The following is a 24,884-nucleotide window of genomic DNA, read 5'->3' on the forward strand; positions in this document are numbered from 1 at the left end:
TAGCCATACTTTGTATATGGCGGAGTTTAGTAGGAGAGGTTTTTCTTATGTTAATTGGCGTATACAGCTCCCATCAACCTTCAGCGGTTCTTCCGAAAGAGCGCTTGGACGCGCTTCTTGACGAAGCCTCTAAGCAAGGGGTTGAGTTGATTTTTTTTGACGATGCAGGTATCGAATTGACATCCGGAAGCATCCGGGGACGCAAGCGAGTTTCCGCTCATTGGTCGGAGGAAGGGAACTACCCGCTCCCCAAGTCCGTAATAGCTATCAACCCGCTTCCAGTAAGCCAACAATCCGAACAGGCGAGGAAGCTTGCACAGCTCGTCCCGTTCAGTTCGCATGTCATTAACGGCAAGTACGATATGTATCAAAAAATGCTGAAATCAACAGATTTAGCTAGCCTCATTATGCCAACCCATGTGATAACCGGAATGGATACCGTGCTGCATTTCCTTCGCGAATATCCGCATGCGATTATCAAACCCGATCTAGGGAGACAAGGTCATTCCATCGTTGGCATCAAGTCGGTAAGTGAAGGCAGCTACACGTGGCAGGAGCGTGCGGAAGTCACCTCATGCAGCACCAAGGAACTGGAGCAGCGGCTTATTCATCTGCTTGCCCAGGGCGTCATGCTTATTCAGCCGTATCAGCATATCCGCACCAAGAAGGACGAACCCTTCGACTTTCGGGTTCATGTGCAAAGGGACGGCGAAGGATTGTGGCGGGTTACCCATGTCTATCCCAGGATCGGTGCGCCAGGGTCGTTAATCAGTAATCTGAGCGGCGGCGGCCGAACCGTGCCGTTGGACGTCTTTTTTCAAGAAGAATATCCAGAGCAGCACCCATTCTTAGGACTTTATTTGAAGCAGCTCGGACTCAACATTGCGGAGCATCTGGACAGCTTTTATCCATTTGATCTTGATGAGCTAGGCATCGATCTTGTTATTGACCGGTCGCGCCGCACCTGGTTCTATGAAGCGAATACATCGCCGCAGACCCGGTTCCACGAACGGGAACGAGCTGCACATACGATTGCCTATGCGTTGTATTTGGCGCGGCAAAGCAGCAGTCTGCAGCTCCAAAACAACTACAGCTCCAACAAAAGCGAATCTACCGAGAAGTACGTCATCGGCATGCTGGCTCCCGTTCATCTGGAACAGAGCTTCGCAGAGGCTTGCAACGCAGTAGCCAAGCTGTACAATGCCGAGTTCTACTATTTTCATCCTAAGAATGTCAAAATGGAGCAACAGATGATTATCGGGCGTGTATTCGAAGATGGGGTGTGGGTCAAGAAGCCTTGCCCGCTTCCCGATGTGGTCTATGATCGATTTAAACGTAGAGGCATCATCGAATATGAAGTACTCTACGACTCACTGTCAGACATCCCCTTCACTCACGAGCTGGAGGGCGGCTCCCTGAGCAAGGAGAGGGTCTATGATTGGCTGAGCCAACACCCGCTTTTGGCCGATACGGTTATCCCTTACATGTCTGTTGAGGATGCCCCATTCATGTTGGAATTCACCGACAAACACGGCAAGATTGTTATCAAACCTGCTGTCGGCTCCCATGGCAAGAGCATTATCATCATTCAAAAAAGAGAGCAGGATTACGAGCTGTTCGACCAGCAGTTTCTGCATTATTTGAGTCGGATCGAATTCGAAGCCTTCCTGCAAATGTTCTGCAATCAAGGATACGTAGCTCAGCGCCATGTCGATAGTTCTTCTAGCGAAGGCTTTCCCTTCCATCTGCGGACTCACATGATGAGAGACGGCGACGGGAATTGGGCTGTAGTATTCATCCAGCCTTTCATCTCCCTGTCTTCGGCCAGACAGGTGACGAACCATCAAGGCACGCTCCGTCTTGCTTCTAAGTGGGAATGGTTCCTGTCCAGCCAATATGGCGAAGCCTTGCATATGGAGATGGATCGCAAACTCAAAGCCTATGCCCTCAAAGCTGCTGACTACCTATCCGAGTGCCTGGGTAAACAATGTCATGAAATCGCGTTAGACATTGGTGTAGACAGCGATCGTTCCTTGTGGCTCTTTGAGGCCAATTTCAATCAAATCGGCAATACATTTCACGGTTTTGAAGCCGCCAGGTTCGCCATCCCCTTTGCGCTTCATCTGGCCAAAAACAAAAAGAACCGGGCTAACGCCGCGGCTCTTCCTGAGGAAATATTTAATTCATAAGTCCTACACGCTTCAGCAGCTGCATGAGCAGCATGGCACTTTGCGCTTTCGTACCTGAGCTTGAGGATGAAATTGACGTGTCGCTCACGCCTTGAATGAGGCCTGCTTGTATGGCTTCTCCAACTTCTTGCTTTGCCCAGTCGGATACGTTTTGGAAATCCTGATACTGAGTGAGCTTCGGAGCCGAAGCACTTGCAGGGAGAATCAAATCATAGGCTTTTGCGGCACGTATAAGCACAGCTGCCATCTGCTCCCTAGTGATGATCCGATCCGGAGCAAAGAGATCTTCAGCGACTCCTTTGAAAATACCCGCCTCAACTGTCGCTTGAATCGCCGCCGCATCTGCGGCATCCGGATTTATATCATGAAACGGACTAGCTTGAGCCGACATTTCGGATCCCGCCAATCCCAAAGCGCGAGACATCATTACCGCAAACTCTGCTCTAGTGATGTTACTATCAGGATTAAAGAGGGATCCGGAGTCTTGTATGATCATTTTATCAGACAGAGTTTGTATAGCATCCGATGCCCAGTGTCCCTTCGTATCGCTGAACGCCGGGGCGGTGTGTTCAATAACCATGAAGGTTCCGCTTCTAGTGCTGTGCAAATCGACACTACCGTCAGCGTCCACCGTCAAAGGAACCGGAGTCAAGCGCCCATTCTCGACCATGACACCGACCAGATTCTTGGCATCCTGAGGGGCAGCTGGCAGAGACATACTAACAGAAGCAAACTGCTTGTCAAATCCAGCAACAGGGGATTCTTTGCCATCTACGGTTAATGTCAGCTTAAGCTGGTATGCATCACTAACCGCCTTACCCGCAGCTGCCTTTACTGTAGGAGCTGGCTGCTTCATAATATCTATACGTACGCTAGCTTGATCCATAGTGGTACCTGCTTGAGCAACAGCACGCTGCAGCGCGGACGAAGCGGATGGAATGCGAACACCTACATCCCCTGTCTGAATCGCCAATACCGCTTTTTTATCCGCCAGTGCATGTATCGCGGCTCCCGGAATATTGGCCTGAACATCGGCTCCATTCACAGATGCAGCTTTGATCGTGATGACTTCACCCGACTTTGCTTTGCCGGCAGCTTCTTTCAAACCGTCAGCAAGCACTTGGATGGTTGCCACTTGATTACCGTTTGCGGAAGTCCCCATCTCAACAGATGCGGCATTCGCAGTCTTGTTGTCTTTGGTAGATGCTTCAATGGCTACATTAGAGTTAGGAGTGCTTGAGGAGCTTTCCGATTTTTTCACGTGAATATTTACAATACCGAATGATTGTCCGTCTACCAGCATGTAGGTAAAGTAGTCATCACCTGTAAAACCAGCATTCGGCGTATATTCATATTCGCCAGTATCAGCATCCACGAGACGGACCGATCCGTTTTCTGTGGATTTCAATATTGCATAATTGACCCCGTCATCCTTGACGTCAGCTTGTTGGTTCGCAGCTAAATATCCTCTTAGCAACTTGTTAGCTTTGACCGAGACACTACGGTCCATGGAAGGATTGTATTCACCGTTATTCTGCGACTGTATGGTTGTTGTCGTGGATTGAATCATATTTTGAAAATAGGACAGGGAATTCCCTTGATAAACAGGAATTTGTTCCACACTTTGGATGTTCTGCGGATTCGTCTGTGCATACGCACTTGCCGTTCCCGTCATGCTCGAAGTTAACGAAACCGCTAATAAGGAAGCGTTAACGAGTTTTAAATAAGCCTTTTTCCGTTTGCCATTGTTTGTCTGGTTGTCCATTGATCGTCGTGCTCCTCAAGTTAAATTAAGTAAGTGTGTTTGCAAAAAGGCCTGCAGACTTCAGTGTTTCTCTGGAATTGGATTGCTGTGTACCATTTTCTTCTGCCAGGTGGACGGTGTGATCAATAAGATGTCGAGCCACATCCATTTCAACAGCAATCGTACCGATTCGAATTAAGTTCACTTCAAATAGCCATAGCCTTCCTTGTAAATCCATACCGAGATCCATGGCGACTTCATTGATGTTGTAGTCAAGCAGTGTCTGCAAGTGAGCGGCAAAGTCAATTCCCAATGCATAGAGCTTACTGCGAAAGGCGTGAGATTCTTTTTCCCTAGATTCATCCGGTAAAATGTATCCAGCTCAGCCGTGAAGCCGCCAGTACTCAAATTCGAGGTTTTACCGGACTTCTCTCCGATTCTCGGATAAACCCGTGCGATATGCCACTCACCGCCCTCCCCTTTAGCAAGATGAATACGGATATCGAACGGATTGCCTTCTTTCGTTTCACTGCGAATGTAAGGCTGAATCAAATAAGCCTGCTTGCGTGACTCCCATATCCCTGTTATCCAATCTGTAAATTCATGCTCATTCAAAGAAAGCCGTTGTTTCTCGGCAATAACCGTGAATCCCTGTGGCTCTTTCTTCATGTAATAGAGACTATGGCCGCCGTAGCTTCCGACAGGCTTCATAATAACCTCTTGCCGCCGCTCCAACCATTGGAATACTTGATCTACACGAGTGAGTTTGAGTGATGGAATTAATAGATTCTTAAATCTACCGTCTTTAAGCAGGAGGCGGTACATTTCCATCTTGTTACCTACACCAGCAGGCTTGTTTGTCGTCATAGGAATATCAGCAAATGCCTCATAAACCTCCGCGTACTTCTTTCCCCTTCGTGCTGCTCTGTCATGAATCGCATCCGGATAATCAAATGTTTGCATCACCCATTCATCCTTGATCCAAATCTGACCTTGAATGGTTTTATGAACCATATCGACATCTTCCGGTAGGAAATAAAAAAATTCCACACCCTTTAGCTTCGCAATGGCGGCAAGTGCAAATTTCAAGCGAGTACCAGCCCTTCTTTCGCACATCATCGCAATTGATAGCGGCCGTTCTGTTGTCATCTTACCCTCCCTTAAACACTCAAGCACCTGTTCTTTGTATTCATTATAAAGGGCAACAGGCGAAAATGGATCCATTTGCGATTTGGTAATGTATGACTCTCAAGCGAATATCAGTTGGCGCGACTGATCCATGCGCTTAGTCTGTTGGACTGCATGCGTTCTCGCCAAATGAATGGCATAATCAATGGCATGTCTTGCAATCTCAACCTCTTGGAAATTCACACCGATCCGATTAAAGTTGACCTCAAATAACCAAAGCTTCCCATTAGCATCAAGCCCCATATCCATAGCAAGTTGATGCAAACCGTATTTAAGCAGCTTCTCCATATGAGGAGCAAAGGTCAGTGCCAGTTTACTCAGCTTTCTCTTGAAATCCCGAATATTCGGCATACCTAAGTCTAGCTCACAAAAATGATCCAGATCAGCCAAATATCCGCCTGTGCTGAAATTGGAAGTGATACTCGTCCTTGGCCCCACTCTCGGGTAAATTCTCACGATTTGCCAATCTCCGTTTTTACCTCTTGCCATATGTGCGCGTATATCAAACGGATTACCATCCTGCGTTTCGCTGCAAATGAGGGGCTGTATCAAATACCGGATGTTATCAGCCATGCCCTCGGTTTGGAGCCATTTTTCTAGTTTAGATTCAGTAAGATGAATGGTTTCTCGGTCTTTGATGACCGTAAAGCCGGTTTGTGTTTGTTTCACGCAGAATACCCTCTTGCCCTGCATACCTCTGACTGGTTTCAAAATAATTCCTTGATACCTGTCGAGCCACAAACGGATTTGTTCCATGTTAGTAACTTGAACGGATGGAATCAACAGGTCGGCGAATCGACCATCCGATTCGATCTTTCGATATACCTGCATCTTGTCCCCCACCTTGAAAGGCTTGTCCGTCGTCATAGGAATGGAAGCAAGCCCCTCGTACACTTCGTCATGAAACTTCCCTCTTCGAGCCACACAATCATGGATGACATCGGGGTACTCAAATGTTCGTGTGACCCATTCTCCCATCGATAGGGTTTGGCCATGAATGGTTTTATCCTCAAGATTAACGTCCTCAGGCACAAAATAAAAAAAGGAAGCATCATTCGCCTTTGAAAATGCCGCACATGCAGTCTTTAGGCGGCTAACGTTCCTAGTCTCACACATCATTCCAATGGTTAACTCTCTCTCTGTTGCCATGTGACCTCCCCTAGTGCAGTCGTTAGTTAACTCGTATTCATTATAAGAGGGAACCGGCCAAAATGGAGCCACCTGAGGGGTGGTAATATATGTAGACGAAAAAAAGCCTGATCTCCATCTACAGATAGAGACCAGACTTTATTATGAAAGTGTGCTTATTACATACCTAACCATTTCTTGAATAAGTGCTTCGTGGTATCAGCATTCATCGCCGCGATCGATGTCGTAAGCGGAATGCCTTTCGGACAAGAGCGTACGCAGTTCTGCGAGTTCCCGCAGCCTTCGATACCACCATCTGTCATCAATGCCTCCAGACGTTCATCTTTGTTCATCTCACCTGTCGGGTGAGCGTTGAACAGGCGAACTTGGGAGACCGCAGCCGGACCGATAAAGTCGGTTTTGTCGTTCACGTTCGGGCAGGATTCCAAGCAAACGCCGCATGTCATACATTTGGACAATTCGTATGCCCACTGACGCTTGGATTCAGCCATACGCGGACCAGGACCGAGGTCGTACGTTCCGTCGATCGGCACCCACGCTTTGACTTTCTTTAATGCATTGAACATGCGTCCGCGATCGATAACCAGGTCACGCATAACAGGGAACGTGCTCATCGGAGCAACGCGTACAGGCTGCTCCAGCTTATCGATAAGCGCCGAGCAAGCTTGGCGCGGCTTGCCGTTGATCACCATGGAGCAAGCGCCGCATACTTCTTCCAGACAGTTGGATTCCCAACATACCGGCGTTGTCTTGTCCCCTTTGGAGTTCTTCGGGTTACGCTGTACTTCCATCAGCGCACTGATCACGTTCATATTCGGACGATACGGAACTTCGAACTCTTCGGTGTAAGGCTTGGACTCAGGGCTCTCTTGGCGCGTCACAATGAATTTCACTGTTTTTTGCGCAGTTTGTGTGTCTGCCATGATTAATGTCCTCCCTTCTTCTTCTCCGTGGAGTAATCGCGTTTACGAGGCGCAATTAAGGACACGTCAATATCTTCGTAGCTGATTTTCGGTCCATCCGGCGTCCAGTCAGCAATGGTCGTTTTCATGAAGTTTTCATCATCACGCTCAGGGAATTCCGGCTTGTAGTGAGCTCCCCGGCTTTCGTTACGCATCAAAGCCCCAAGCGTCATTGCTTCCGCTAGCTCGAACATATTCCACAGCTGACGAGTGAAAGCAACACCTTGGTTGTTCCATCTTGCCGTATCCGTAATGTTGATGTTGTTGTATCTTTCTTTCATATCTTTAATGCGGTTGATTGTATCTTGAAGACGATCATTATAACGAACTACCGTCATGTTGGCGTTCATCATATCGCCTAGTTCTTTATGAAGCGCATAGGCATTCTCAGTACCGCTGTTCATCTTCAGCAGGCTCTCATAACGGTCTGTATGACGCTTCGTTTCACGATCATAGATCGTAGAGGAAACATCCTCAGAGCTCTTGTTCAAGCCGCGGATGTACTCGACCGCTTTCGGTCCGGATACCATGCCGTCGAAGATCGCAGACACCAGGGAGTTCGCACCGAGACGGTTGGCTCCGTGATGCTGGTACTCACATTCGCCGGCAGCAAACAAACCAGGAACGTTCGTCATCATGTTGTAGTCAACCCATATACCGCCCATGGAATAGTGAACGGCCGGGAAGATCTTCATCGGGATTTTGCGAGGGTCGTCGCCCATAAATTTCTCATAAATCTCCATGATACCGCCGAGTTTAACGTCTAACTCTTTCGGATCTTTATGTGAAAGGTCCAGATACACCATGTTCTCGCCGTTGATTCCGAGCTTCTGATCCACACATACAGAGAAGATCTCGCGCGTTGCGATATCCCGCGGAACGAGGTTTCCGTAAGCCGGATATTTTTCCTCCAGGAAGTACCAAGGCTTGCCGTCCTTGTAGGTCCAAATCCGGCCGCCTTCACCACGCGCCGACTCTGACATTAAGCGGAGCTTATCATCTCCCGGAATCGCTGTCGGGTGAATTTGAATCATTTCGCCGTTCGCATATTTCACGCCTTGCTGATAGACAGCACTTGCTGCCGTACCTGTATTGATAACGGAGTTCGTCGTTTTACCAAAGATAATACCAGGACCGCCTGTAGCAAGGATAACGGCTTCCGAAGGGAAGGTTTTAACCTCCATGCTGCGCAGATCCTGAGCGGCAATACCACGGCAAATACCTTCATCATCGAGTACTGCGCCGAGGAATTCCCAGTGTTCAAACTTGGTAACAAGTCCCGCAGTCTCCCAGCGGCGTACTTGCTCGTCAAGCGCGTAAAGCAGCTGCTGTCCAGTAGTTGCCCCCGCAAACGCCGTACGATGGTATTTGGTACCGCCAAAGCGACGGAAATCCAGCAGTCCTTCCGGCGTACGGTTAAACATAACTCCCATACGGTCCATCAAGTGAATAATGCCAGGAGCAGCGTCGCATAACGCCTTTACCGGCGGCTGGTTCGCAAGGAAGTCCCCGCCGTATACCGTATCATCAAAGTGCTCCCAAGTAGAGTCACCTTCACCTTTTGTATTTACTGCACCGTTAATTCCGCCTTGTGCACAGACGGAGTGGGATCGCTTTACAGGAACCAAGGAGAACAACTGTACGTGAACTCCGGCTTCTGCTGCTTTGATAGTCGCCATGAGTCCCGCAAGGCCTCCGCCGACGACGATGATTTTTGAATTAGCCATTGATGTTCACCCTCCCTTAATGCCCTGCGTGCGCCTCTGCAGGCAGCTGAGTAAATTGAGTATCTGTAAAAGCAGTCAAAGACATAATAAACATGATGCTCATAACCACGAATACACCTAGCCAGATGTATGAGGAAATTCGCTGAGCGCGAGGTCCCACTGTAATCCCCCAGCTAACCAGGAAGGACCACATACCGTTGCTGAAGTGGAACGTCGCAGACAGAACACCGATCAGATAAATGACGAACATGACTGGATTCGTTGCAATATCATGCATCGTAAGCCCCAAATCTTCGTGGTTGACATTACCGATCGCCACCTGAAAGCGCGTCTCGAAGAAGTGCCAAGCAACGAACAAGAAGGTAAGAACACCGGTTACACGCTGCAAGAAGAACATTTGATTGCGGAAATAACCGTAGTTGCTTACATTATGGCGGGCTTGGTAAGCCACATAGAGTCCATAGACGGCATGGTAAAGAAGCGGAAGCCAGATGCCGAAGATCTCCAAGAACAGCACGAGAGGCAATCCGTTCAGCCAATTGATCTGATCCACGAAAGCGCCGTGACCTTTAACCGCTTCGTAGTTCGTGAGCAGATGCTCGATGAGAAAGAAGCCCACTGGAATTACGCCAAGCAAAGAGTGGATCTTTCGAAAGTAATACGAATTACTACCCGACATTGAACCAATTCCCCCTAAAATAAGTACATTCGACATTTTCAGACAAGCCACATATCATTGTAACCTCGCCGCAAACGAGCGTCAACCCAGATTCATCCACGCCTAGTGTGCCATTACGGCCGATGTTTATGCAGATCGTCCAAAAATTGTGAACAAGAAGTGACATATACATCGTACCTCTTTCTCGCTTATAATGGAAGTGCCGATTTTGTATATACACTTATAACAAAATTGCATATTCACATATCATATCCCTTTTAAATAAGAAGCAGGTGATCTTCCTTGGAGCTATTCGATGTATTCGCAGTCGTTGTCGAGCAAGCTAGTCTCAATAAAGCCTCACAAGTCCTTAATCTGTCACAGCCCGCTCTTTCGCGTAAAATCATGAAGCTGGAGGAGGAGCTTGGAGTCGAGCTCTTTATCCGCAAAGGCAAAAGACTGGAGCTCACGAAAGTCGGCCAGATCTGCTATGACCATGCCATTGAACTGCGTCATCTGGAGCGCAAATTCATGCAGGCCATTCAGGCCTACAAAGCCGCGGGCAGCCATGCATCCCTTACCATCGGGGCCAGCTTGACCACGCTGCAGGCAACGCTTCCTGATTTAATCACTTACTTTATCCAAGAGCATCCTCTTACGGATATCAAGCTGCTGACCGGGAAAACGCACGAAGTCGTTACCATGGTCAAAGAAAAGAGGGTGGACATAGGGCTGGTCGCCTCGCAGATCCACGCAGCGGGACTTCATTGCGAGCCTTTGTTTGACGATCATCTCTGTCTGGTGCTGCCTCTCGGGCATGCTTATATTGACCGGCCTGCTTTATCTGTAACTGACTTACACGAGCTGCCCATGATCCTTTTTTCCAAAGGAACCTGGTACCGCGTTCTCATGGACGAGCTGTTTCACCGCTTTGCTGTATTTCCAGAGGTTCAGATGGAGATCGACTCCTTTGAAGCAATACTGCGCTTGGTATCCACCTGCAAAACCGCAACTTTGCTGCCCCGCTCTTATTTACGGGAGGATCTCATTCCGAACAACCAGCTCATGCTGCGCAACTTGACCGAGCTCGAGGAGACGAAACGGACAACATCCCTGATCTATACTGATGAGGCGGAATCGAACGCAGTAGCCATGAATTTCGTACAAAAAGCAACTCGCTATTTCGAGGAATCAAACAAATAAACCTCTTCACGCTCTTGGCCGAAAAACTAGCCAACCAGCATAAAGAGGTTCTTTATGGTTATCTCAAAGTATGAATTTGTATCCAACCCCCCAAACAGTTCGGATCCGCTTGGGCTGCTTTGGATTTTCCTCAACCTTCTTCCGTAAGTTCGCGATATGCACGTCGATTGCCCGGTCCGTGACAAAAGAGTCAAAGCCCCTGACGGTGTTGATCAAGTCCTCTCTGCTGAACACCCGTCCCGGGTGATTCACAAAGCATCTCATAATCTCAAATTCGGAGTAAGTGGTATTAACCAACCCTCCCTTGACCCACATGGACCTGGAGTCGGCATCCAGACTTATCATAGTATCGGATATTTCCGTACTACGCACCTCTTGGTGAAATTCTGCTTCCTCCATCGACGCTTCCTGTACACGGGCCTGGTAAATCTTCGCTCTCCGCAGCAGCGCCTGCACTCTAGCACTCATCTCGTGCATACTGAACGGTTTACTAAGAAAATCGTCCGCCCCCACCGTTAAAGCGCTTACACGTTCTACTACTTTGTTTTTCATAGACACGATCATGATCGGCACCATCGAAGTTTCCCGCACCTGCTTGCATAATTCAAGACCATCCATATCCGGCAGCATCAAATCCAACAGAATCACATCCGGTTCAAACGAAGCGATAGCATGCAGCCCTTCTTCGCCATTTCCCTTTCTCATTACCCGGAAGCCTTCTTCCCCCAAATACATGGAGACCATGTCGCCAACCATTACATCATCTTCAATTACAAGCACCTTATCCATGTACGCCCACCTCTGCTCATCATTCATTTGTTAGAAAAGTATGAGGAAATCGTCAGGTAAGCCTTCAATTGTCTGTCTATGATGGTAGAAAAGTGTCGAAATACTTTATGTAATCTTAATATACAATAGAAATCATCCTGCCAACAAGTAAAAATGTTAGTTTTTTGTTAACACAGAAAAAGACCGGTTCGGCATCTCTGTCCAAAACCCGGTCTATGAAGATGATTGCTAGCGCTGAAGCTCTAACGGATTACTTCATGTTCAAACTCTTCGATCTGATCATTCGTGCCAATAATCACCATGACGTCTTTCTCATTCACTACATCGGTAGCCATTGGTGCGATGATGACCCCGTTCTTCTTATTAATCGCCACAACGCTGCAGCCGTATTTAGCCCGTGGGTCTAGCTCCTTAATCGATAACCCGCAAAGACGCTTGGGCACCGAGAGCTCTACAATGGTGTAATCCTTAGACAGTTCTATGTAATCCAGCAAATTAGGCGAAACCAACTGGTGGGCGACGCGAATGCCCATATCCCGTTCCGGATAAATTACGCGATCTACCCCGATCTTATTCAGTACCTTCCCGTGAAGTTCCGATAGGGCTTTGGCGACCACCATTTTCACACCTAAATCCTTGAGGACAATCGCCGTTAAAATGCTCGCTTGGATATCGTCACCTATCGCTACAACCGCACAGTCAAAATTACGCACGCCCAGAGATTTGAGAACCTCCTCGTCCGTTGAGTCCGCCACAACGGTGTGTGTGAGCTCCGAGCTCATCTCATCAACTGCTTCCTCGTCCTTGTCGATGCCAAGAACCTCATACCCAAGCTTAATCAGCTCCTTGGATAAACTCGATCCAAACCGGCCAAGACCGATGACGGCATATTGATTCTTCTTCATTTCTATGTTCCCCTATCCAATCGTGATTTTACCCTCTGGGTATCTATACAATTCCTTCTCTTGCTTCGGTTGTAAGGCGAATGCCAATGTAAGCAGTCCCAGTCGGCCGGCGAACATGATCAAGATAATCATGATTTTGCCAAACACCGTAAGCGACGGAGTAAGTCCCATTGATAGTCCCACCGTGCTGAACGCAGAGGTCACTTCAAACAAAATTTTCAAAAATTGCGCATCCTCCGTTGTTGACAGCAGCATGGCCACGAAGATAACGACAATCAAGGCAATCATCGTCAGCGTAATCGCTTTAAGAATGCGGTCCTTCGCCAAACGAAAACGGAAAATCACAATATCTTCCTTGCCTCGGATCATCGTAATGATCGCCGCGATCAGAATGGCAAACGTCGTCGTCTTAATCCCGCCCCCGTTGAGCCAGGTGAAGCACCGATAAACATGAGAATCACCATGAAGAACTGAGTAGCCTGCCGCATAGAGCCGATGTCAATCGTATTCGGTCCGGCAGTTCTAGGAGCTACGGACTGGAAGAAGGATGAAAGAATTTTTCCGCCAAAGTTCAAAGGCTCAAGCGTCATCGTGTTCGAATATTCAAACGTAAAAATCACGATGGCTCCAAGCAGGATGAGAAGCCCGTTCATAATCAAAACAACCTTAGAATGAAGCGAAAGCTTTCTCGTCTTGCGATACTCCAGTAAATCCGACATGACGATAAATCCCAAGCCGCCGAGCACCACAGTCACCATAGCTACCACATTCACTACAAAATCATCAGCATAAGCGGTAAAGGAAGCAAATGGAGCATCAACCGTTCCGAAAAGATCAAATCCGGCATTATTGAACATCGAAATCGAATGCCAAATTCCAAAATATATAGCCTTAGGTAGATCCATATCAAAGGACCAGCGAATTGTAAAAATAACAGCTGCAATGGCTTCAATACCAAGAGAATAAATGATGACCTTGCGGATCAAGCGCACGATACCTTCCATGCTGCCTTGGTTAAAAGCCTCTTGTAATAAAAGCCTTTCCTTCAGCGTAATTTTCTTACGTAGGACAAAGGCGAACAAGGTGGCCATGGTCATAAAACCGAGCCCGCCAATCTGGATCAAGGTTATAATGACAATTTGACCGAACATGGTGTAAGTCGAGCCGGTATCGACGACTACGAGCCCGGTTACGCAAGTAGCTGACGTTGCCGTGAAAAAGGCGTCAAGAAAATGCACGGATTCGCCAGTAACTGAGGCAATCGGCAAAGAGAGAAGCCCTGTTCCCAACAAAATGATGATTGCAAAGCCAAGCACCAGAATTTGTGGAGGCGTGAGCCGCCAGATCGTTAACTTTTTCATAAATCCCCCTGTACACACGCAAAAAAGACACTGGAAATCCAATGCCTTATCGCTATGGTTCCTGACGTAAAGCCTACGAGGTTAGCTGACGGATTCGGATGCGCGCGGTCACCCTATTTGCTGTAACATGAAAAGTCTTAGCAAAATTCACCCCAATTACATGGTTCCCCCGTTTTCAACAAGAAATTCGGCTTTTTATTCAATTGATATGAATTATATATCTCTTTTGGCATCCGCACAAAGTTGGTTTTCGGGCTTTTGAGGTTATATAAGGAGGAATCGCTCGTTTCTGAGGAGCTAAGGAGGGTTTTACAACTCGAAATCAAGCATTTGCCCGCGATTGCGTTTTATTTTGAAAGAATTGGCTTTCTTTTTCATCTGTGATACTTTTATTTTATCCGTTTATAAAAATGAACCATAAAGGGGTTGAGCCCTGTACATGAACCGACTGAAGCTGAACCGTCCGCTATTGATCCTCGCCTGCATAGGAATCGTGCTTTACTTCGGGATTAATATGTGGTCCGGTCTGCAGTCCGACGAAGCGGCACCGAGTGAGAATCCGACCATCGCAAAGCAGCAGGCTGCAGAAGCAGCAGCGCAATTTATTCAAGACAGATACGGAATTACGATCTCAAGCACAAAGACCTTCGTCGTGTACCAATCGAAAAAGACACGAAGCGGCTATCTCCAGAAAGAGCATATCGTCGAGGCTTACAGTCTCAAGTACGGTGAACGATTTCCCATCGATTACTATCAAGTTACAGTCTTGGAACCTGAGACCAAGCGGCAGTTCCAGGTAGAAGTGAACTACACGAATGCGCATATTTTCGGCTGGAAAGAGACCGACACCAAGGCCCTTCGCAGCGCACCCATCAGCCGGCAAAGAGCTGATCTGCTGTCCCGGCAGGAAATGACGCGGCTCGGATTTAACCCCGATGATTTTGTAGCTGTAGACGATTCTAGCTCAGAGAACCCGACAGCCTCCAATGCAAACACCTATCTATATGAGAAGCAGTCGGATGCGATCGGGAGCTCGAAGCTTCGGCTTCAGCTTGATTTTGATGATCAAGCGATCATTGGAAGCACTGTACAATTTAGCATTCCCCCGGAGCACCAGGCTTGGTTGGATCAGCAAGACCGTTCCGCATCGATCATGACTTGGATTAGTATGGGATTTACATTTCTCATGTCCATTGCGGCTGTCGTGTACGCGGTAAAATACCGCAAACAGATGGAATTTCGCAGAGGCCTGCTGCTGACGATCCTTTTTACCACCATTTATATCGCCAACAATATCAATATGTATCCTGCTTTTAAAGCGATGGCGGGCTATGAAAACGGTGGATTGGCAACGCTATTGAGCACGCTGTTTATGAATGTGGTGACGATGCTGCTGGGGTTGTCCGTCTATATCTCGCTTACTGCAGGAAGCAAGCTATGGGAGATTTCCGGGAAAACGCATATCTGGTCCACATGGAAGGATTCCTCTTTCGGTTCGGAGGTCAGCTCCGGCATGGGGCGGGGCTACTTGATTGCCTTATTCATTCTAGGCGTCCAGCAGGTTCTCTTCTTTGCCGGTGAAGCAAATTTCGATGTGTGGGCCGTGAACGATCCTACAGACTCTGTGCTGAATCAGCTCGAGCCCAAGCTCTTCCCGCTTATGGCCTGGGCCGCAGCGATCTCGGAAGAAGCAGCATATCGCGTGCTGGGGATCCTGCTCTTTAAGAAGCTGCTTCGCAACAACTTTATTGCCGTTCTGATTCCAAGTATCATTTGGGCGGCCAGCCACACGCAATATCCGATCTACCCTGTATATACCCGCTTGATTGAAGTGACCGTCATCGGCATGATTCTTGGGTATGTGTTTCTCAAGTACGGCTTCCTGACCTCCCTGTTCGCGCATGCGAGCATGGACAGCATTTTGATGGGCCTTTCGCTGTTCTCGCTGGGGAAACCGAGCGATGTGCTCACCGGTATCTTCTATGTCCTGCTTCCGGCACTTGCTGGGCTTGTCATCGCCTGGCTGCACCGTAAAACGTGTCCACGAAGCCCTATTCGTTCATTGACGTAAAAAGGCGGCTCCCCTTATTCTTGGGGAGCCGTTGCTGTTTCACCTTGCAGTGCTTGAAGAATGTCGCGCGCCAGCTTTTCACCAATGCCCAGAGGCTTAAAGTCTTCGACTTGAGCCTCTTTTATTTTGCGAACCGAGCCGAAATGCTTTAAGAGAGCCTTGCGCCGCTTCTCGCCGATACCGGGAATGGAATCGAGTTGGGAGACGACCATCGACTTGGCCCTTGTTTCCCTGTGGAATGTAATGGCGAAGCGATGGACTTCATCCTGAATGCGCTGAAGCAAGTAGAATTCCTGGCTGTCCCGCGCCAGCGGCACCACTTCAGCAGGATCCCCCATCATCAGCTGCGCTGTCTTATGCTTCGCGTCTTTCACTAGACCGCAGACCGGAATGAATAAACCAAGCTCATTTTCCAGCACGTCGATGGCAGCAGATATTTGGCCCTTGCCGCCGTCCACTACGATAAGGTCCGGCATGGTAAGGTTCTCTTTAAGTACACGCTCATAACGACGGCGGATAACTTCCCGCATGGTTTCGTAGTCGTCCGGTCCTTGTACCGTCTTCACCTTATACTTTCTGTATTCCTTGCGGTCCGGTTTACCGTTTACAAAGACAACCATAGCGGACACCGGGTTCGTCCCTTGAATGTTGGAATTATCGAAGGCCTCGATGCGGCGTATGATCCCGGTACCCAGCATCCCTCCAAGGTTTTCAACAGCCTTGACAGACCTGTTCTCATCACGCTCAAGCAATCTAAATTTCTCCTCAAGCGCCATTCGGGCGTTGTCTCTGGCCATATCAACCATCTGCTTCTTGAGACCGCGCTGCGGAAAATGAACCTTCACCTTGAGCCACGATTCAAGCGCGTCGCGCACCTCCTTCTCTTCAGCTTCATTCGAAGATGCGGAAGCGCTTGTCGAGCTTGCGGCTGCACCGGCAGCGAGATTGGCGGTTTCTGCGTCCGTACTTGCAGAGGCCGGTGCCACTGCACTCGGGTCTGTCCCCATACTTGCGAAGGTAGGCACCACTGTAGTCGGCTCCGTGTCGGCACTTGCGGAGGATGGAACCATTGCAGTCGGCTCTGCGTCGCCACTTGCGGAAGCTGGAACCACTGCAGTCGGCTCTGCGTCGCCACTTGCGGAAGCTGGAACCACTGCAGTCGGCTCTGCCTCAGTACTTATGAAAGTTGGCGACGCAACATTCGGTTCTGCCTGCACTATGTCCGGTGTGCCTGCTGTGTCCGGCATGCCAGGCAGGAAGATCTCCTTAGGCAGCGCCGGGTTATCGCTGTATACCTGCGTCACGTAGGACATGAAGTCGTTGTACTCGTCTCCATAATAAGGGAACAGCGACACGTGCCGCTCAATCAGCTTGCCCTGCCGCATGTACTGGATGTGCACCGCCATCCAGCCTTTGTCTACGGCATAGCCGAACACATCGCGGTCGACCGCGTCGTTCGTCGTAATCTTCTGCTTCTCCATGACCGCGTCGATGTTCATGATATGATCGCGCAGCTCTTTAGCGCGCTCAAAGTTGAGCTCTTCCGCCGCGGCCTGCATCTTGGCCGTCAGCTCCTGCTTGATCTCACCATGTCCCCCGTTCAGGAAACGGGTGATCTCCTGCACCATCCGCTCGTTCGTCTCCGCGGATACTTCATATTCGCAAGGCGCCAGACACTGCCCGATATGATAGTATAGGCATACTTTATCAGGCATGGTCTTGCACTTGCGCAGCGGGTACAGCCGGTCCAGCAGCTTCTTCGTCTGCTGGGCGGCGAAGGCGTTCGGATAAGGTCCGAAATACTTGGCCTTATCCTTATAAATCCGCCGCGTGACTTCCAGACGCGGCTGCTTCTCGTTAGTAATCTTGATGTAAGGGAATGTCTTGTCATCCTTCAGAAGTACGTTATAGCGAGGATGATGCTGCTTAATCAAGTTGCATTCCAGAATCAGCGCCTCCATATTGCTGGAGGTAATAATATATTCAAAGTCGCGGATTTCACTGACGAGCCGCTGCGTCTTCGCGCTGTGGCTGCCTGTGAAATACGAACGAACCCGATTTTTCAGAATTTTGGCCTTGCCCACATAGATAATGGTGCCTTCCCGGTTCTTCATCAAATAGCAGCCCGGCTTGTCAGGCAGCAGCGCCAGCTTGTTGCGAATCACTTCCATGCTCCGCTCCCGGGCTTCCCGGTCCTCCATATCCATTTCCATCGTGACGGCCCTCCTCTCCATGTTACCTATAAACACATAACTTACGCTCTTACAGAACCTATGTTCTACTCTTTCGTACAAAAAAAGCTCTTTTTCAGCATAGCAGAAAAAGAGCTTTTCTCTCACGGCTTTTTACCTTGGATGTTGCTGTAAAAACGGTTTATTGATGACGGCTGACTACGTTCTTCAGAGCATCCTTGGACTGGAAGCCAACGACTTTATCAACTGGCTGGCCATCTTTGAATACGATCAGTGTAGGAATACTCATAACGCCAAAACGAGCTGCGGATTCCGGATTGTCATCGACGTTCACCTTTGCAATTTTCAAAGCTTCAACTTCTTTATCCAATTCCTCAAGAACAGGTGCAATCATTTTGCAAGGTCCGCACCAAGGCGCCCAAAAGTCCACAAGGACAGTACCTTCTCCTTCAACTTCCGCTTTAAAGCTTTGGTCCGAAACATTCACAATTGCCATGATCGTTTCCTCCTTCATAAAATCAAAAATTTATAGCATCAAGTAGATTTCTACTGTGCGTCAACATGTAAAGTATACCACAGAACAAGCCCTTTTCAATCAAACGCAGGGGGAGTGAATAGCTGCCATCCAGGTCCATCCACTAAGGAGTGTGCTCCTCCGGCAGTACTTTTTGCTGCTGAATATAAGCAATACGGTCCTGTAAATTAGCTTGGATGAGCTTAAGCGTCTCCATCTGCTTTTCCACATCGCGAAGCTTCTCTGTGTAGAGGGGCAGCAAATCGTCACACTGTGATTCCTGGTGCTTCATGACGCAATTCAGAAAGCCTTCGATCTGCTCGGTCGAGAAACCGAGACTCAGATAAAATTGAATCGTCTTCACCCGCTCCACCGCCATCTGGTTAAACACCCGGTAGCCATTGTCCTGCCTCACCGTTGCAATCAGACCTTTTTGCTCGTAATAGCGCAGGGAACGGATGCTAGCGCCGGTAAGCTTCGACAACTCACTGATCCGCATCGTATTCACCACTCATTTCTTGTATACACTTGATCAAGTAATGCTATTGTAAACCATAACACTAATGTCACAGTCAAGCACTTTTTTCATGATTCTTAAAATTAAGGATCAAAACCCATATTCGTTTGCACAATTGTCACTTCGTAAATCTTTACAACATTCTGCGTGATTGGGTATACTAAAGTTTAGGTTACTAACTAGCAAGCTAATGAACGGCAGGGGGTACTGAAATGAGCGATCCTAAACATCCTGAGCTTCACGTTTATGAAGAACCGCGTAACGACTCTTTGGATGTCGGCATGGGCTTCGGCATATTTTTTCGGAGTTCTGTTCGTTGTAGCGGTTATTGCGACTGTCATTCAAGTGATGACACGCTAATGTACACAGGTTGAAGAACCGCTTCGTGTTTCATGCGAAGCGGTTCTTTTTCATTGGTTCTACCACCATTTTTCAATGGTTCTACCACCAAAATCAGTCCTAAGGAGCTGTTTCCTCCATGATTCACGTAAATAATGCCAGACAGCAGATGCTCGATTATATATCAATCACACCAGAGGATCTAGCCCTTTTGAAAAGCAAGGAAGAGGAATTTAAGCATATCGTCAATCAACTGGTGGACGAGCTGTATAACGACATCATGAAATGGCCGAAGCTGCGAGACATCATTGAAAAGCACAGTACTCTAGAGCGATTAAAAGAGACGCAGCGTTGGTATTTTCTATCCATGGCTTCCGGTACAATTGATGAAGAATATATCACCAGAAGGCTGCATATCGGCAAAATCCATTCTCGAATCGGGCTTACAACCGATTGGTATTTGGGTACTTATCTGAAGTACACCGATTTGGCCTCACGCCACTTTGCGGCATTAATGCCAACCGACTGGACAACTGTACTTGCCTCCCTTAGCAAATTATTTAATTTGGATTCCCAGCTGGTGCTGGAGGCTTATGAGCAGGACGAACAAGCTAAGCTGCAAAATCTCGCGGATGAGCAGCAGTCGGTCCTAAGCACAATCAGCAGAGCCGTCCAGGATCTCGCTTCCATGATGGTAGAATTGAACGGCAGCAGCCAATCTGTAGCGGAGACGGCCATTCAGACTGCAGAATCTCAGGAACAGTCCAATCAGCGCATCGATGAGCTTCACCGAGAAATCAAAGACATCGAGAAAATGGGCTCTATTATGAAGGAAATTTCCGATCAAACCCATCTCCTCGGCTTGAACGCAGCTATCGAAGCAGCGCGCTCCGGCGAGCACGGACGAGGCTTTGAGGTTGTAGCCAATGAGGTGCGCAAATTAGCTTCCCACTCGCGGGAATCGCTGGATCAAATCCAATCCAAGCTGAAAATGATTTCGCAAAAGCTGGAGCAGGTCAAGCAGGGATCGATGGAAACGACGGCTTACGCGCGGACGCAAGCTGCCAGCGCCGAGGAGCTGACCTCGTTTGTGCAAATGATCGAGAACGTGACTGACGAACTGGAGCAATTGAAAAAGAATTAACGTTGCAGCTGAGATAAACGGCTTCGTCGTCCTTAAAAGACGAGCGCGTTTGTCAAGGTTGATGCGAAGCAAAAGTATACAACTTACACTTTCTTATCTACACAAAAAGGCTGAAGCCGCAGCATGACCTTACAGGTTACGCGCTCTTCAGCCTTTTTTTCATAGCCGTATTATGGTTATGCTAGCCCCCGCTTGTTGGCTCCGTTCACGGAAACAACATCTACGAATGGACGGATTCGGTCCATGATCCTCTGACCTTTAAACTCCTCGTCTCCATCCTTGTTGGTGAATCCGAAATGCTTCTCGAGACCGGTCATCTCATAATTCGATGTAAAGAATGTGGGCTTCCTATTCATCCGGTAGTTCAAAATAGCTCCAATGACATGATCTCTCAGCCATGGGTTCAAATTCTCCGCTCCAATATCGTCAAAAACTAGCAGGTCCGTTTCCTTCAACAGGTCTATCGTCTCCTTCAGCTTCTGCGGTTCTTGGAACATACCTTTGAGATCCTCCGCAAAATCAGGCATATATACGATAGCTCCGGTCATGCCTACTTTAGCTAGCTGGTACAGCATGTAGCACATGAGGAATGTCTTGCCGGTTCCGAACGGTCCTGACAGGTACAAGCCTTTGTTCTGCAAGCCTTCCTCGATGGTCAAATTCACGTAATCGTTGATTTGCATCACAGCCTTAGCTCTGACCAGATCCGTCTCCAAAATATCCTCGAACGAATAATTCCTTGAAATCATACGGGGATCGACATGGAAGGTGCGAATCCGGCTGCTGATCGCATCTTGAAGCTGTTTCGCGCTAAATTTTTTACATGCCACTTTCTCTTCGTGAATATAGGTAAAGCCGCTGACTGCTTCCGCCGTAAGCATGGTATAGTGGCCTGTCATATCGTTCGGACAACGCTCCAAGCCCGGACAATCGGAACAAACCTTGTACTCGGTCACATACTGGTACAGCTTGTTCATATTGATTTTCACAGCGTGATCATCGATAAACGGATATTTCTGGCGAAATTTCAGTATCAATGGATCTTCCATAACACCTTGAATTTTCGCTTCGGCCTTTCTTCTCCACTCTGATTCCGGCAGTGACCGCAGCAATTGGGAAAGGGATTCCATGGTCTGCACCTCCCTGATCTTCAAATCTTAGCGCTTGAACTTCGAACTTCAGCTTCAATTAGCTCTTGCGATTGAAACGTTCATCCAGCTTCTTTGCCATTCTTCTGGCGGCTTCCAGCTCTTCGGCTGTAATCGTAGGTGAGGCAACAGCCTCCGTATCATGCACAACAATCGGAATTTGCGGCTTCTGCTGCTTGCCTTGGCGTCCTCTCGTTGCCGATCCGCCGCCCGCTTTAGCCGCTTCTACCTTGGATGCCGCTTTCTGCTTAAAGCGAATTTTTTCGCGTACGTATTCGACCGCCTGTTCATAGGTCAAAACTTGCTTGCCTAGCATATCCGAGGCTACCGCTTCGATGGACGATCTGGCCCAGGAGCGCCGGTCAATATGCAGGAAGTGAATCAGTACGTTAATCACTTCTTCCTTAAGCTTGTAATTCAAGTCAATTTTCTCAAAAATATTAAGTACCCCGTCCGGGATCGAACCTTGCGTGAAAAACATTCGCAGTACAGCGATATAAGGCTCGTTACGTAAAATATAATTGTACTGGTGATCGGTACACTCGCCGCGCAGCAGCTGCGGCACCTCCAGATAGTACTGCATTTCCACAGGGCGTTCCGTACCGCTGTCAGGCTCCGCTGCTCCTTCGCTATACATAGATTCCTCGATCTTAGCAAAGGACCTCTCGCGTTCCTCACCGCGCTTCTTGCTCTGACGGTAGAACAGATTAGCGCTGTATTGCAGTCGATCCATCTCCAGCTCCCCGTCTTCCGTAAAAGTACCGTCCTCATCCAGCAAACGGCATATTTCCTGCAAGGCCAAGTTATACTTCTTAGCAACCATATTTATGGCAGCCAATTGGTCCGGCTTATGCTTGAGCGCTTCTACGTAAACACGGTTGCTTGCTCCTCTGGGAAATCGGGTAATAATATCCGAGTACTGAAATCCCCTCGTCGTTACATCAAGACGGCCTTCTCCTTGTTTGGATGCAGAGGCTTCATATAAAGCCTGTTCCAGCTCATAATCGATCACTTGTGTGTTCAATCGGAATAAATCATAGAAAGGCACCGACAAGTTCTCTCCGGCTGCCTCCTTGCATTCTTCCGGCTCTTCGGCAAGGAGCTCCTCTCGCAGCGAAAGGACCATATATTTGCCTACCTTATCTCGCAGGAGCAAGGTGAAATGCTGGTTACGAAAAAATTCATTCGGCCCAAGCGGCTGAAACAATGTATATTCAAATATATAATCTTCTTCGCCCGGTAAAAATTTACGCATCGTCTGAAGCAAACCGATCGCTTCTAGCTTGGACGACTGCTCAATAAAGAACTTTCTCCCCCGCTCCCCTTGCTCCAGCTCCAGCAGCAGGAATAGCTTACGCTGCTGCTCCAAGGCCGAGTAGCCTACCCGATCGGATCCAATCTGCTGATAGAGAGCGTGATAGAGGCTCAAGGCAAAACCGCCTATCATCGGCTGGTACATCATCGTAAGCATTTTATAATCGATACTGCTTAAAGAGAAATCACGGCTAACACAAAATCGGTGATTCTCCGTAAAATGCAGCATATTCGTCATTCGCATTCTCGCAATCGCCCCATCCTGCATTCATCCGATTCTAGTATCTCTAGCCGGTTCGGCCATACTCTATCAGTCTACCACAAAAATCGACACGCTTGGAGTGTTCGAGGGAAAGATATATTTTCCTTCTTACGTGTAGCTAACAAAAATAAGCCTCCCGTGGGAGGCTCACAATATCTTATTGAAGAGGCAAACCCTGTATATCCTCATCATGGCTGTACATCGCCGGGTTCAGCTTTTTAGCAATCTCAAGATCAAGCTTTACCCGCTCGGTTTCCCTATCATTCAAGCTCTCCACCCACAAGCGGATCAGATCGTTCATCCGATATGGGTTCTTGATCGGAACCTGATGCGGGGCGTCCTTGATAAAGTAGAGCGAGCTGTTGGGAAGCTTATCGTGAAGAAGATGCGCATATCGACTGAAGCTCGTGTCCTTCTGGCCGTATATAAGCAAAGTAGGCTGGTCAATGTATTTTAAACGATCCGTACAGTTGTATCTCATGGAGTACGCATAATATTGCTGCGCATTAGCCCGTTCTCCCCGGAGTGCGCTGCCATACAAATTTTGATAGGTAAGCTCCATGTCGGCATTACCGATCGAGACGGCTCTTGCGAGCAGCTTGTGTAGAATTTGATTTCTTTCCATTTGAGCCGCTAACCATATTCTGCTCTTGTTATAAGTGTCATTGACTTCCGACATACCGCTCACAATAATGCCGCCTATGAATTGCTTCGGGTAAGCAAGCAGGGCTTCCAGAGCAATAGAACCGCCTGTCGAGTATCCGCAAACATAAGCTTCCTTGATATCCAGGTAATTCATTAATTGCCGCATATCCTCTACGATCAACGAGTATGTAAAGGTCCGCTCAGACGGATTACTGAGGCCATGCCCCCTAATATCGAAGGTAATAACCCGAAATTCATCCGAGAGCTGCGCTTTCTGATAGTTGAACGTTTGTGAAGTCATGAGGGGGGGGTGGATAAATATGATGGGAATTCCTTTTCCCGTTGAATGATAGTGCAGTGAGGTTCCGTTAACATGAGCAAAAGGCAAAGTTCTCTCCTCCGGATGATCAAATTCATTCTCATCATAGAGTGACCACTTTTGCCTTTTTTATGTGAAGCTGTTATGTAATTAAAACATCTTGAAGCCTTTAAGCCGCAGCGCCTTAATCGCCGATCCGCTCAGCACCGCGCCAATCAAACCGCCCACAGCCGGAACATAATCAACGATTGTGAATCCGGTATTATCCGACAAAAAGGATGCCGTCCCTAACGTGCCATAAATAATCACACCAATAATTAAGGCTATATAAGCATAGAGAGGGAACCAAGTCGTCTTCATGAGCATATTCAAAATAAAGCCAAGTCCAAAAAAGAGAACCAACATTAGGACTGTAGCAATAACCATTTGCAGCAAAGCTATCTACCTCCATTTTTGAAAGCTATCTTACAATCAATCGTTACGGTTTCCTTTCATATTGTAATCTATCTGTCAAGTGAAGGTAAAGTGTACACATCATGAACAT

General features: G+C 48.1%; 18 protein-coding genes, 2 pseudogenes and 1 riboswitch. Of the genes and pseudogenes, 4 read left to right on the forward strand and 16 right to left on the reverse strand.

The genetic code is table 11. The annotated features are described in order from the left end of the window. Nucleotides 1-47: 47 nt before the first annotated feature. Nucleotides 48-2,189 carry a YheC/YheD family protein gene (locus tag L0M14_RS21395; RefSeq protein WP_235118597.1) on the forward strand — a complete coding sequence of 714 codons (2,142 nt, stop codon included), beginning with the start codon at nt 48-50 and terminating at the stop codon, nt 2,187-2,189. On the opposite strand, the gene L0M14_RS21400 is transcribed toward L0M14_RS21395, so the two are convergent. The 6 genes and pseudogenes from L0M14_RS21400 to L0M14_RS21425 form a co-directional block, all read right to left on the reverse strand. Further along, nucleotides 2,179-3,954 (reverse strand): S-layer homology domain-containing protein, encoded by a 1,776-nt coding sequence (locus L0M14_RS21400; RefSeq protein WP_235118598.1) that lies wholly within the window; start codon nt 3,952-3,954, stop codon nt 2,179-2,181. The genes L0M14_RS21395 and L0M14_RS21400 overlap by 11 nt on opposite strands. A 25-nt stretch (nt 3,955-3,979) precedes the next feature. Next, nucleotides 3,980-5,157 (reverse strand): annotated as a pseudogene (locus tag L0M14_RS21405) (YheC/YheD family protein). Between the two features lie 24 nt (nt 5,158-5,181). Then, complete coding sequence (locus tag L0M14_RS21410; protein WP_235118600.1) at nt 5,182-6,270, reverse strand: YheC/YheD family protein; 1,089 nt, start codon at nt 6,268-6,270, stop codon at nt 5,182-5,184. Between the two features lie 158 nt (nt 6,271-6,428). Next, a complete protein-coding gene (sdhB, locus tag L0M14_RS21415; protein ID WP_235118601.1) occupies nt 6,429-7,193 on the reverse strand; it encodes a succinate dehydrogenase iron-sulfur subunit in 765 nt (254 codons plus the stop codon). A 2-nt stretch (nt 7,194-7,195) separates the two neighbouring features. Then, nucleotides 7,196-8,959, reverse strand: a complete 1,764-nt coding sequence (sdhA, locus tag L0M14_RS21420; protein WP_235118602.1) for a succinate dehydrogenase flavoprotein subunit — start codon at nt 8,957-8,959, stop codon at nt 7,196-7,198. A gap of 16 nt (nt 8,960-8,975) precedes the next feature. After that, entirely contained in the window at nt 8,976-9,638 is a 663-nt protein-coding gene (locus L0M14_RS21425; RefSeq protein WP_235118603.1) for a succinate dehydrogenase cytochrome b558 subunit, read from the reverse strand. 282 nt (nt 9,639-9,920) lie between these two features. Here L0M14_RS21425 and L0M14_RS21430 point away from each other — a divergent pair, with 282 nt between their 5' ends. Beyond that, nucleotides 9,921-10,820 carry a LysR family transcriptional regulator gene (locus tag L0M14_RS21430; RefSeq protein WP_235118604.1) on the forward strand — a complete coding sequence of 300 codons (900 nt, stop codon included), beginning with the start codon at nt 9,921-9,923 and terminating at the stop codon, nt 10,818-10,820. A gap of 63 nt (nt 10,821-10,883) precedes the next feature. Here L0M14_RS21430 and L0M14_RS21435 read toward each other — a convergent pair whose 3' ends face one another. The 3 genes and pseudogenes from L0M14_RS21435 to L0M14_RS21445 all read right to left on the reverse strand — a co-directional run bounded on the left by L0M14_RS21435 (nt 10,884) and on the right by L0M14_RS21445 (nt 13,875). Beyond that, nucleotides 10,884-11,609, reverse strand: coding sequence for a response regulator transcription factor (locus L0M14_RS21435; RefSeq protein WP_235118605.1), 726 nt, complete (start codon nt 11,607-11,609; stop codon nt 10,884-10,886). 242 nt (nt 11,610-11,851) lie between these two features. Next, complete coding sequence (locus L0M14_RS21440; RefSeq protein WP_235118606.1) at nt 11,852-12,514, reverse strand: potassium channel family protein; 663 nt, start codon at nt 12,512-12,514, stop codon at nt 11,852-11,854. A 12-nt stretch (nt 12,515-12,526) separates the two neighbouring features. Beyond that, nucleotides 12,527-13,875: pseudogene (locus L0M14_RS21445) on the reverse strand (TrkH family potassium uptake protein). A gap of 55 nt (nt 13,876-13,930) precedes the next feature. Further along, nucleotides 13,931-14,078, reverse strand: a riboswitch (cyclic di-AMP (ydaO/yuaA leader). A 236-nt stretch (nt 14,079-14,314) separates the two neighbouring features. Here L0M14_RS21445 and L0M14_RS21450 point away from each other — a divergent pair. Then, entirely contained in the window at nt 14,315-15,946 is a 1,632-nt protein-coding gene (locus L0M14_RS21450; RefSeq protein ID WP_235118607.1) for a CPBP family glutamic-type intramembrane protease, read from the forward strand. Between the two features lie 14 nt (nt 15,947-15,960). On the opposite strand, the gene uvrC is transcribed toward L0M14_RS21450, so the two are convergent. The 3 genes from uvrC to L0M14_RS21465 form a co-directional block, all read right to left on the reverse strand. Next, on the reverse strand, nt 15,961-18,153 hold the full coding sequence (gene uvrC, locus L0M14_RS21455) for an excinuclease ABC subunit UvrC (protein WP_405031114.1): 2,193 nt from the start codon (nt 18,151-18,153) through the stop codon (nt 15,961-15,963). 166 nt (nt 18,154-18,319) lie between these two features. Next, the gene (gene trxA / locus L0M14_RS21460; protein ID WP_235118609.1) at nt 18,320-18,634 is read right to left on the reverse strand and encodes a thioredoxin; all 315 of its coding nucleotides are present in this window, start codon (nt 18,632-18,634) and stop codon (nt 18,320-18,322) included. Nucleotides 18,635-18,776: 142 nt separating this feature from the next. Continuing rightward, nucleotides 18,777-19,151 (reverse strand): MerR family transcriptional regulator, encoded by a 375-nt coding sequence (locus L0M14_RS21465; protein WP_235118610.1) that lies wholly within the window; start codon nt 19,149-19,151, stop codon nt 18,777-18,779. Nucleotides 19,152-19,647: 496 nt separating this feature from the next. On the opposite strand from L0M14_RS21465, the gene L0M14_RS21470 reads away from it, so the two are divergent. Continuing rightward, entirely contained in the window at nt 19,648-20,652 is a 1,005-nt protein-coding gene (locus L0M14_RS21470) for a globin-coupled sensor protein (protein WP_235118611.1), read from the forward strand. A 176-nt stretch (nt 20,653-20,828) separates the two neighbouring features. On the opposite strand, the gene dnaI is transcribed toward L0M14_RS21470, so the two are convergent. The 4 genes from dnaI to L0M14_RS21490 form a co-directional block, all read right to left on the reverse strand. Next, nucleotides 20,829-21,782 carry a primosomal protein DnaI gene (gene dnaI / locus L0M14_RS21475; protein ID WP_235118612.1) on the reverse strand — a complete coding sequence of 318 codons (954 nt, stop codon included), beginning with the start codon at nt 21,780-21,782 and terminating at the stop codon, nt 20,829-20,831. 58 nt (nt 21,783-21,840) lie between these two features. Next, nucleotides 21,841-23,358, reverse strand: coding sequence for a replication initiation and membrane attachment family protein (locus L0M14_RS21480; protein WP_235118613.1), 1,518 nt, complete (start codon nt 23,356-23,358; stop codon nt 21,841-21,843). A gap of 175 nt (nt 23,359-23,533) precedes the next feature. Next, nucleotides 23,534-24,409 (reverse strand): alpha/beta fold hydrolase, encoded by an 876-nt coding sequence (locus tag L0M14_RS21485; RefSeq protein ID WP_235118614.1) that lies wholly within the window; start codon nt 24,407-24,409, stop codon nt 23,534-23,536. An 81-nt stretch (nt 24,410-24,490) separates the two neighbouring features. Next, a complete protein-coding gene (locus tag L0M14_RS21490) occupies nt 24,491-24,775 on the reverse strand; it encodes a YuiB family protein (protein WP_235118615.1) in 285 nt (94 codons plus the stop codon). Nucleotides 24,776-24,884 lie beyond the last annotated feature (109 nt).

This window comes from Paenibacillus hexagrammi, assembly GCF_021513275.1.
Classification (GTDB): Bacteria; Bacillota; Bacilli; order Paenibacillales; family NBRC-103111; genus Paenibacillus_E; species Paenibacillus_E hexagrammi.

Coding starts and splice junctions, on each gene's coding strand:
- L0M14_RS21395 (WP_235118597.1), top strand. CDS start 48: ATGTTAATTGGCGTATACAGCTCCCATCAACCTTCAGCGGTTCTTCCG.
- L0M14_RS21400 (WP_235118598.1), bottom strand. CDS start 3,954: ATGGACAACCAGACAAACAATGGCAAACGGAAAAAGGCTTATTTAAAA.
- L0M14_RS21410 (WP_235118600.1), bottom strand. CDS start 6,270: ATGGCAACAGAGAGAGAGTTAACCATTGGAATGATGTGTGAGACTAGG.
- sdhB (WP_235118601.1), bottom strand. CDS start 7,193: ATGGCAGACACACAAACTGCGCAAAAAACAGTGAAATTCATTGTGACG.
- sdhA (WP_235118602.1), bottom strand. CDS start 8,959: ATGGCTAATTCAAAAATCATCGTCGTCGGCGGAGGCCTTGCGGGACTC.
- L0M14_RS21425 (WP_235118603.1), bottom strand. CDS start 9,638: ATGTCGGGTAGTAATTCGTATTACTTTCGAAAGATCCACTCTTTGCTT.
- L0M14_RS21435 (WP_235118605.1), bottom strand. CDS start 11,609: ATGGATAAGGTGCTTGTAATTGAAGATGATGTAATGGTTGGCGACATG.
- L0M14_RS21440 (WP_235118606.1), bottom strand. CDS start 12,514: ATGAAGAAGAATCAATATGCCGTCATCGGTCTTGGCCGGTTTGGATCG.
- L0M14_RS21450 (WP_235118607.1), top strand. CDS start 14,315: ATGAACCGACTGAAGCTGAACCGTCCGCTATTGATCCTCGCCTGCATA.
- uvrC (WP_405031114.1), bottom strand. CDS start 18,153: ATGGATATGGAGGACCGGGAAGCCCGGGAGCGGAGCATGGAAGTGATT.
- trxA (WP_235118609.1), bottom strand. CDS start 18,634: ATGGCAATTGTGAATGTTTCGGACCAAAGCTTTAAAGCGGAAGTTGAA.
- L0M14_RS21465 (WP_235118610.1), bottom strand. CDS start 19,151: ATGCGGATCAGTGAGTTGTCGAAGCTTACCGGCGCTAGCATCCGTTCC.
- L0M14_RS21470 (WP_235118611.1), top strand. CDS start 19,648: ATGATTCACGTAAATAATGCCAGACAGCAGATGCTCGATTATATATCA.
- dnaI (WP_235118612.1), bottom strand. CDS start 21,782: ATGGAATCCCTTTCCCAATTGCTGCGGTCACTGCCGGAATCAGAGTGG.
- L0M14_RS21480 (WP_235118613.1), bottom strand. CDS start 23,358: ATGCGAATGACGAATATGCTGCATTTTACGGAGAATCACCGATTTTGT.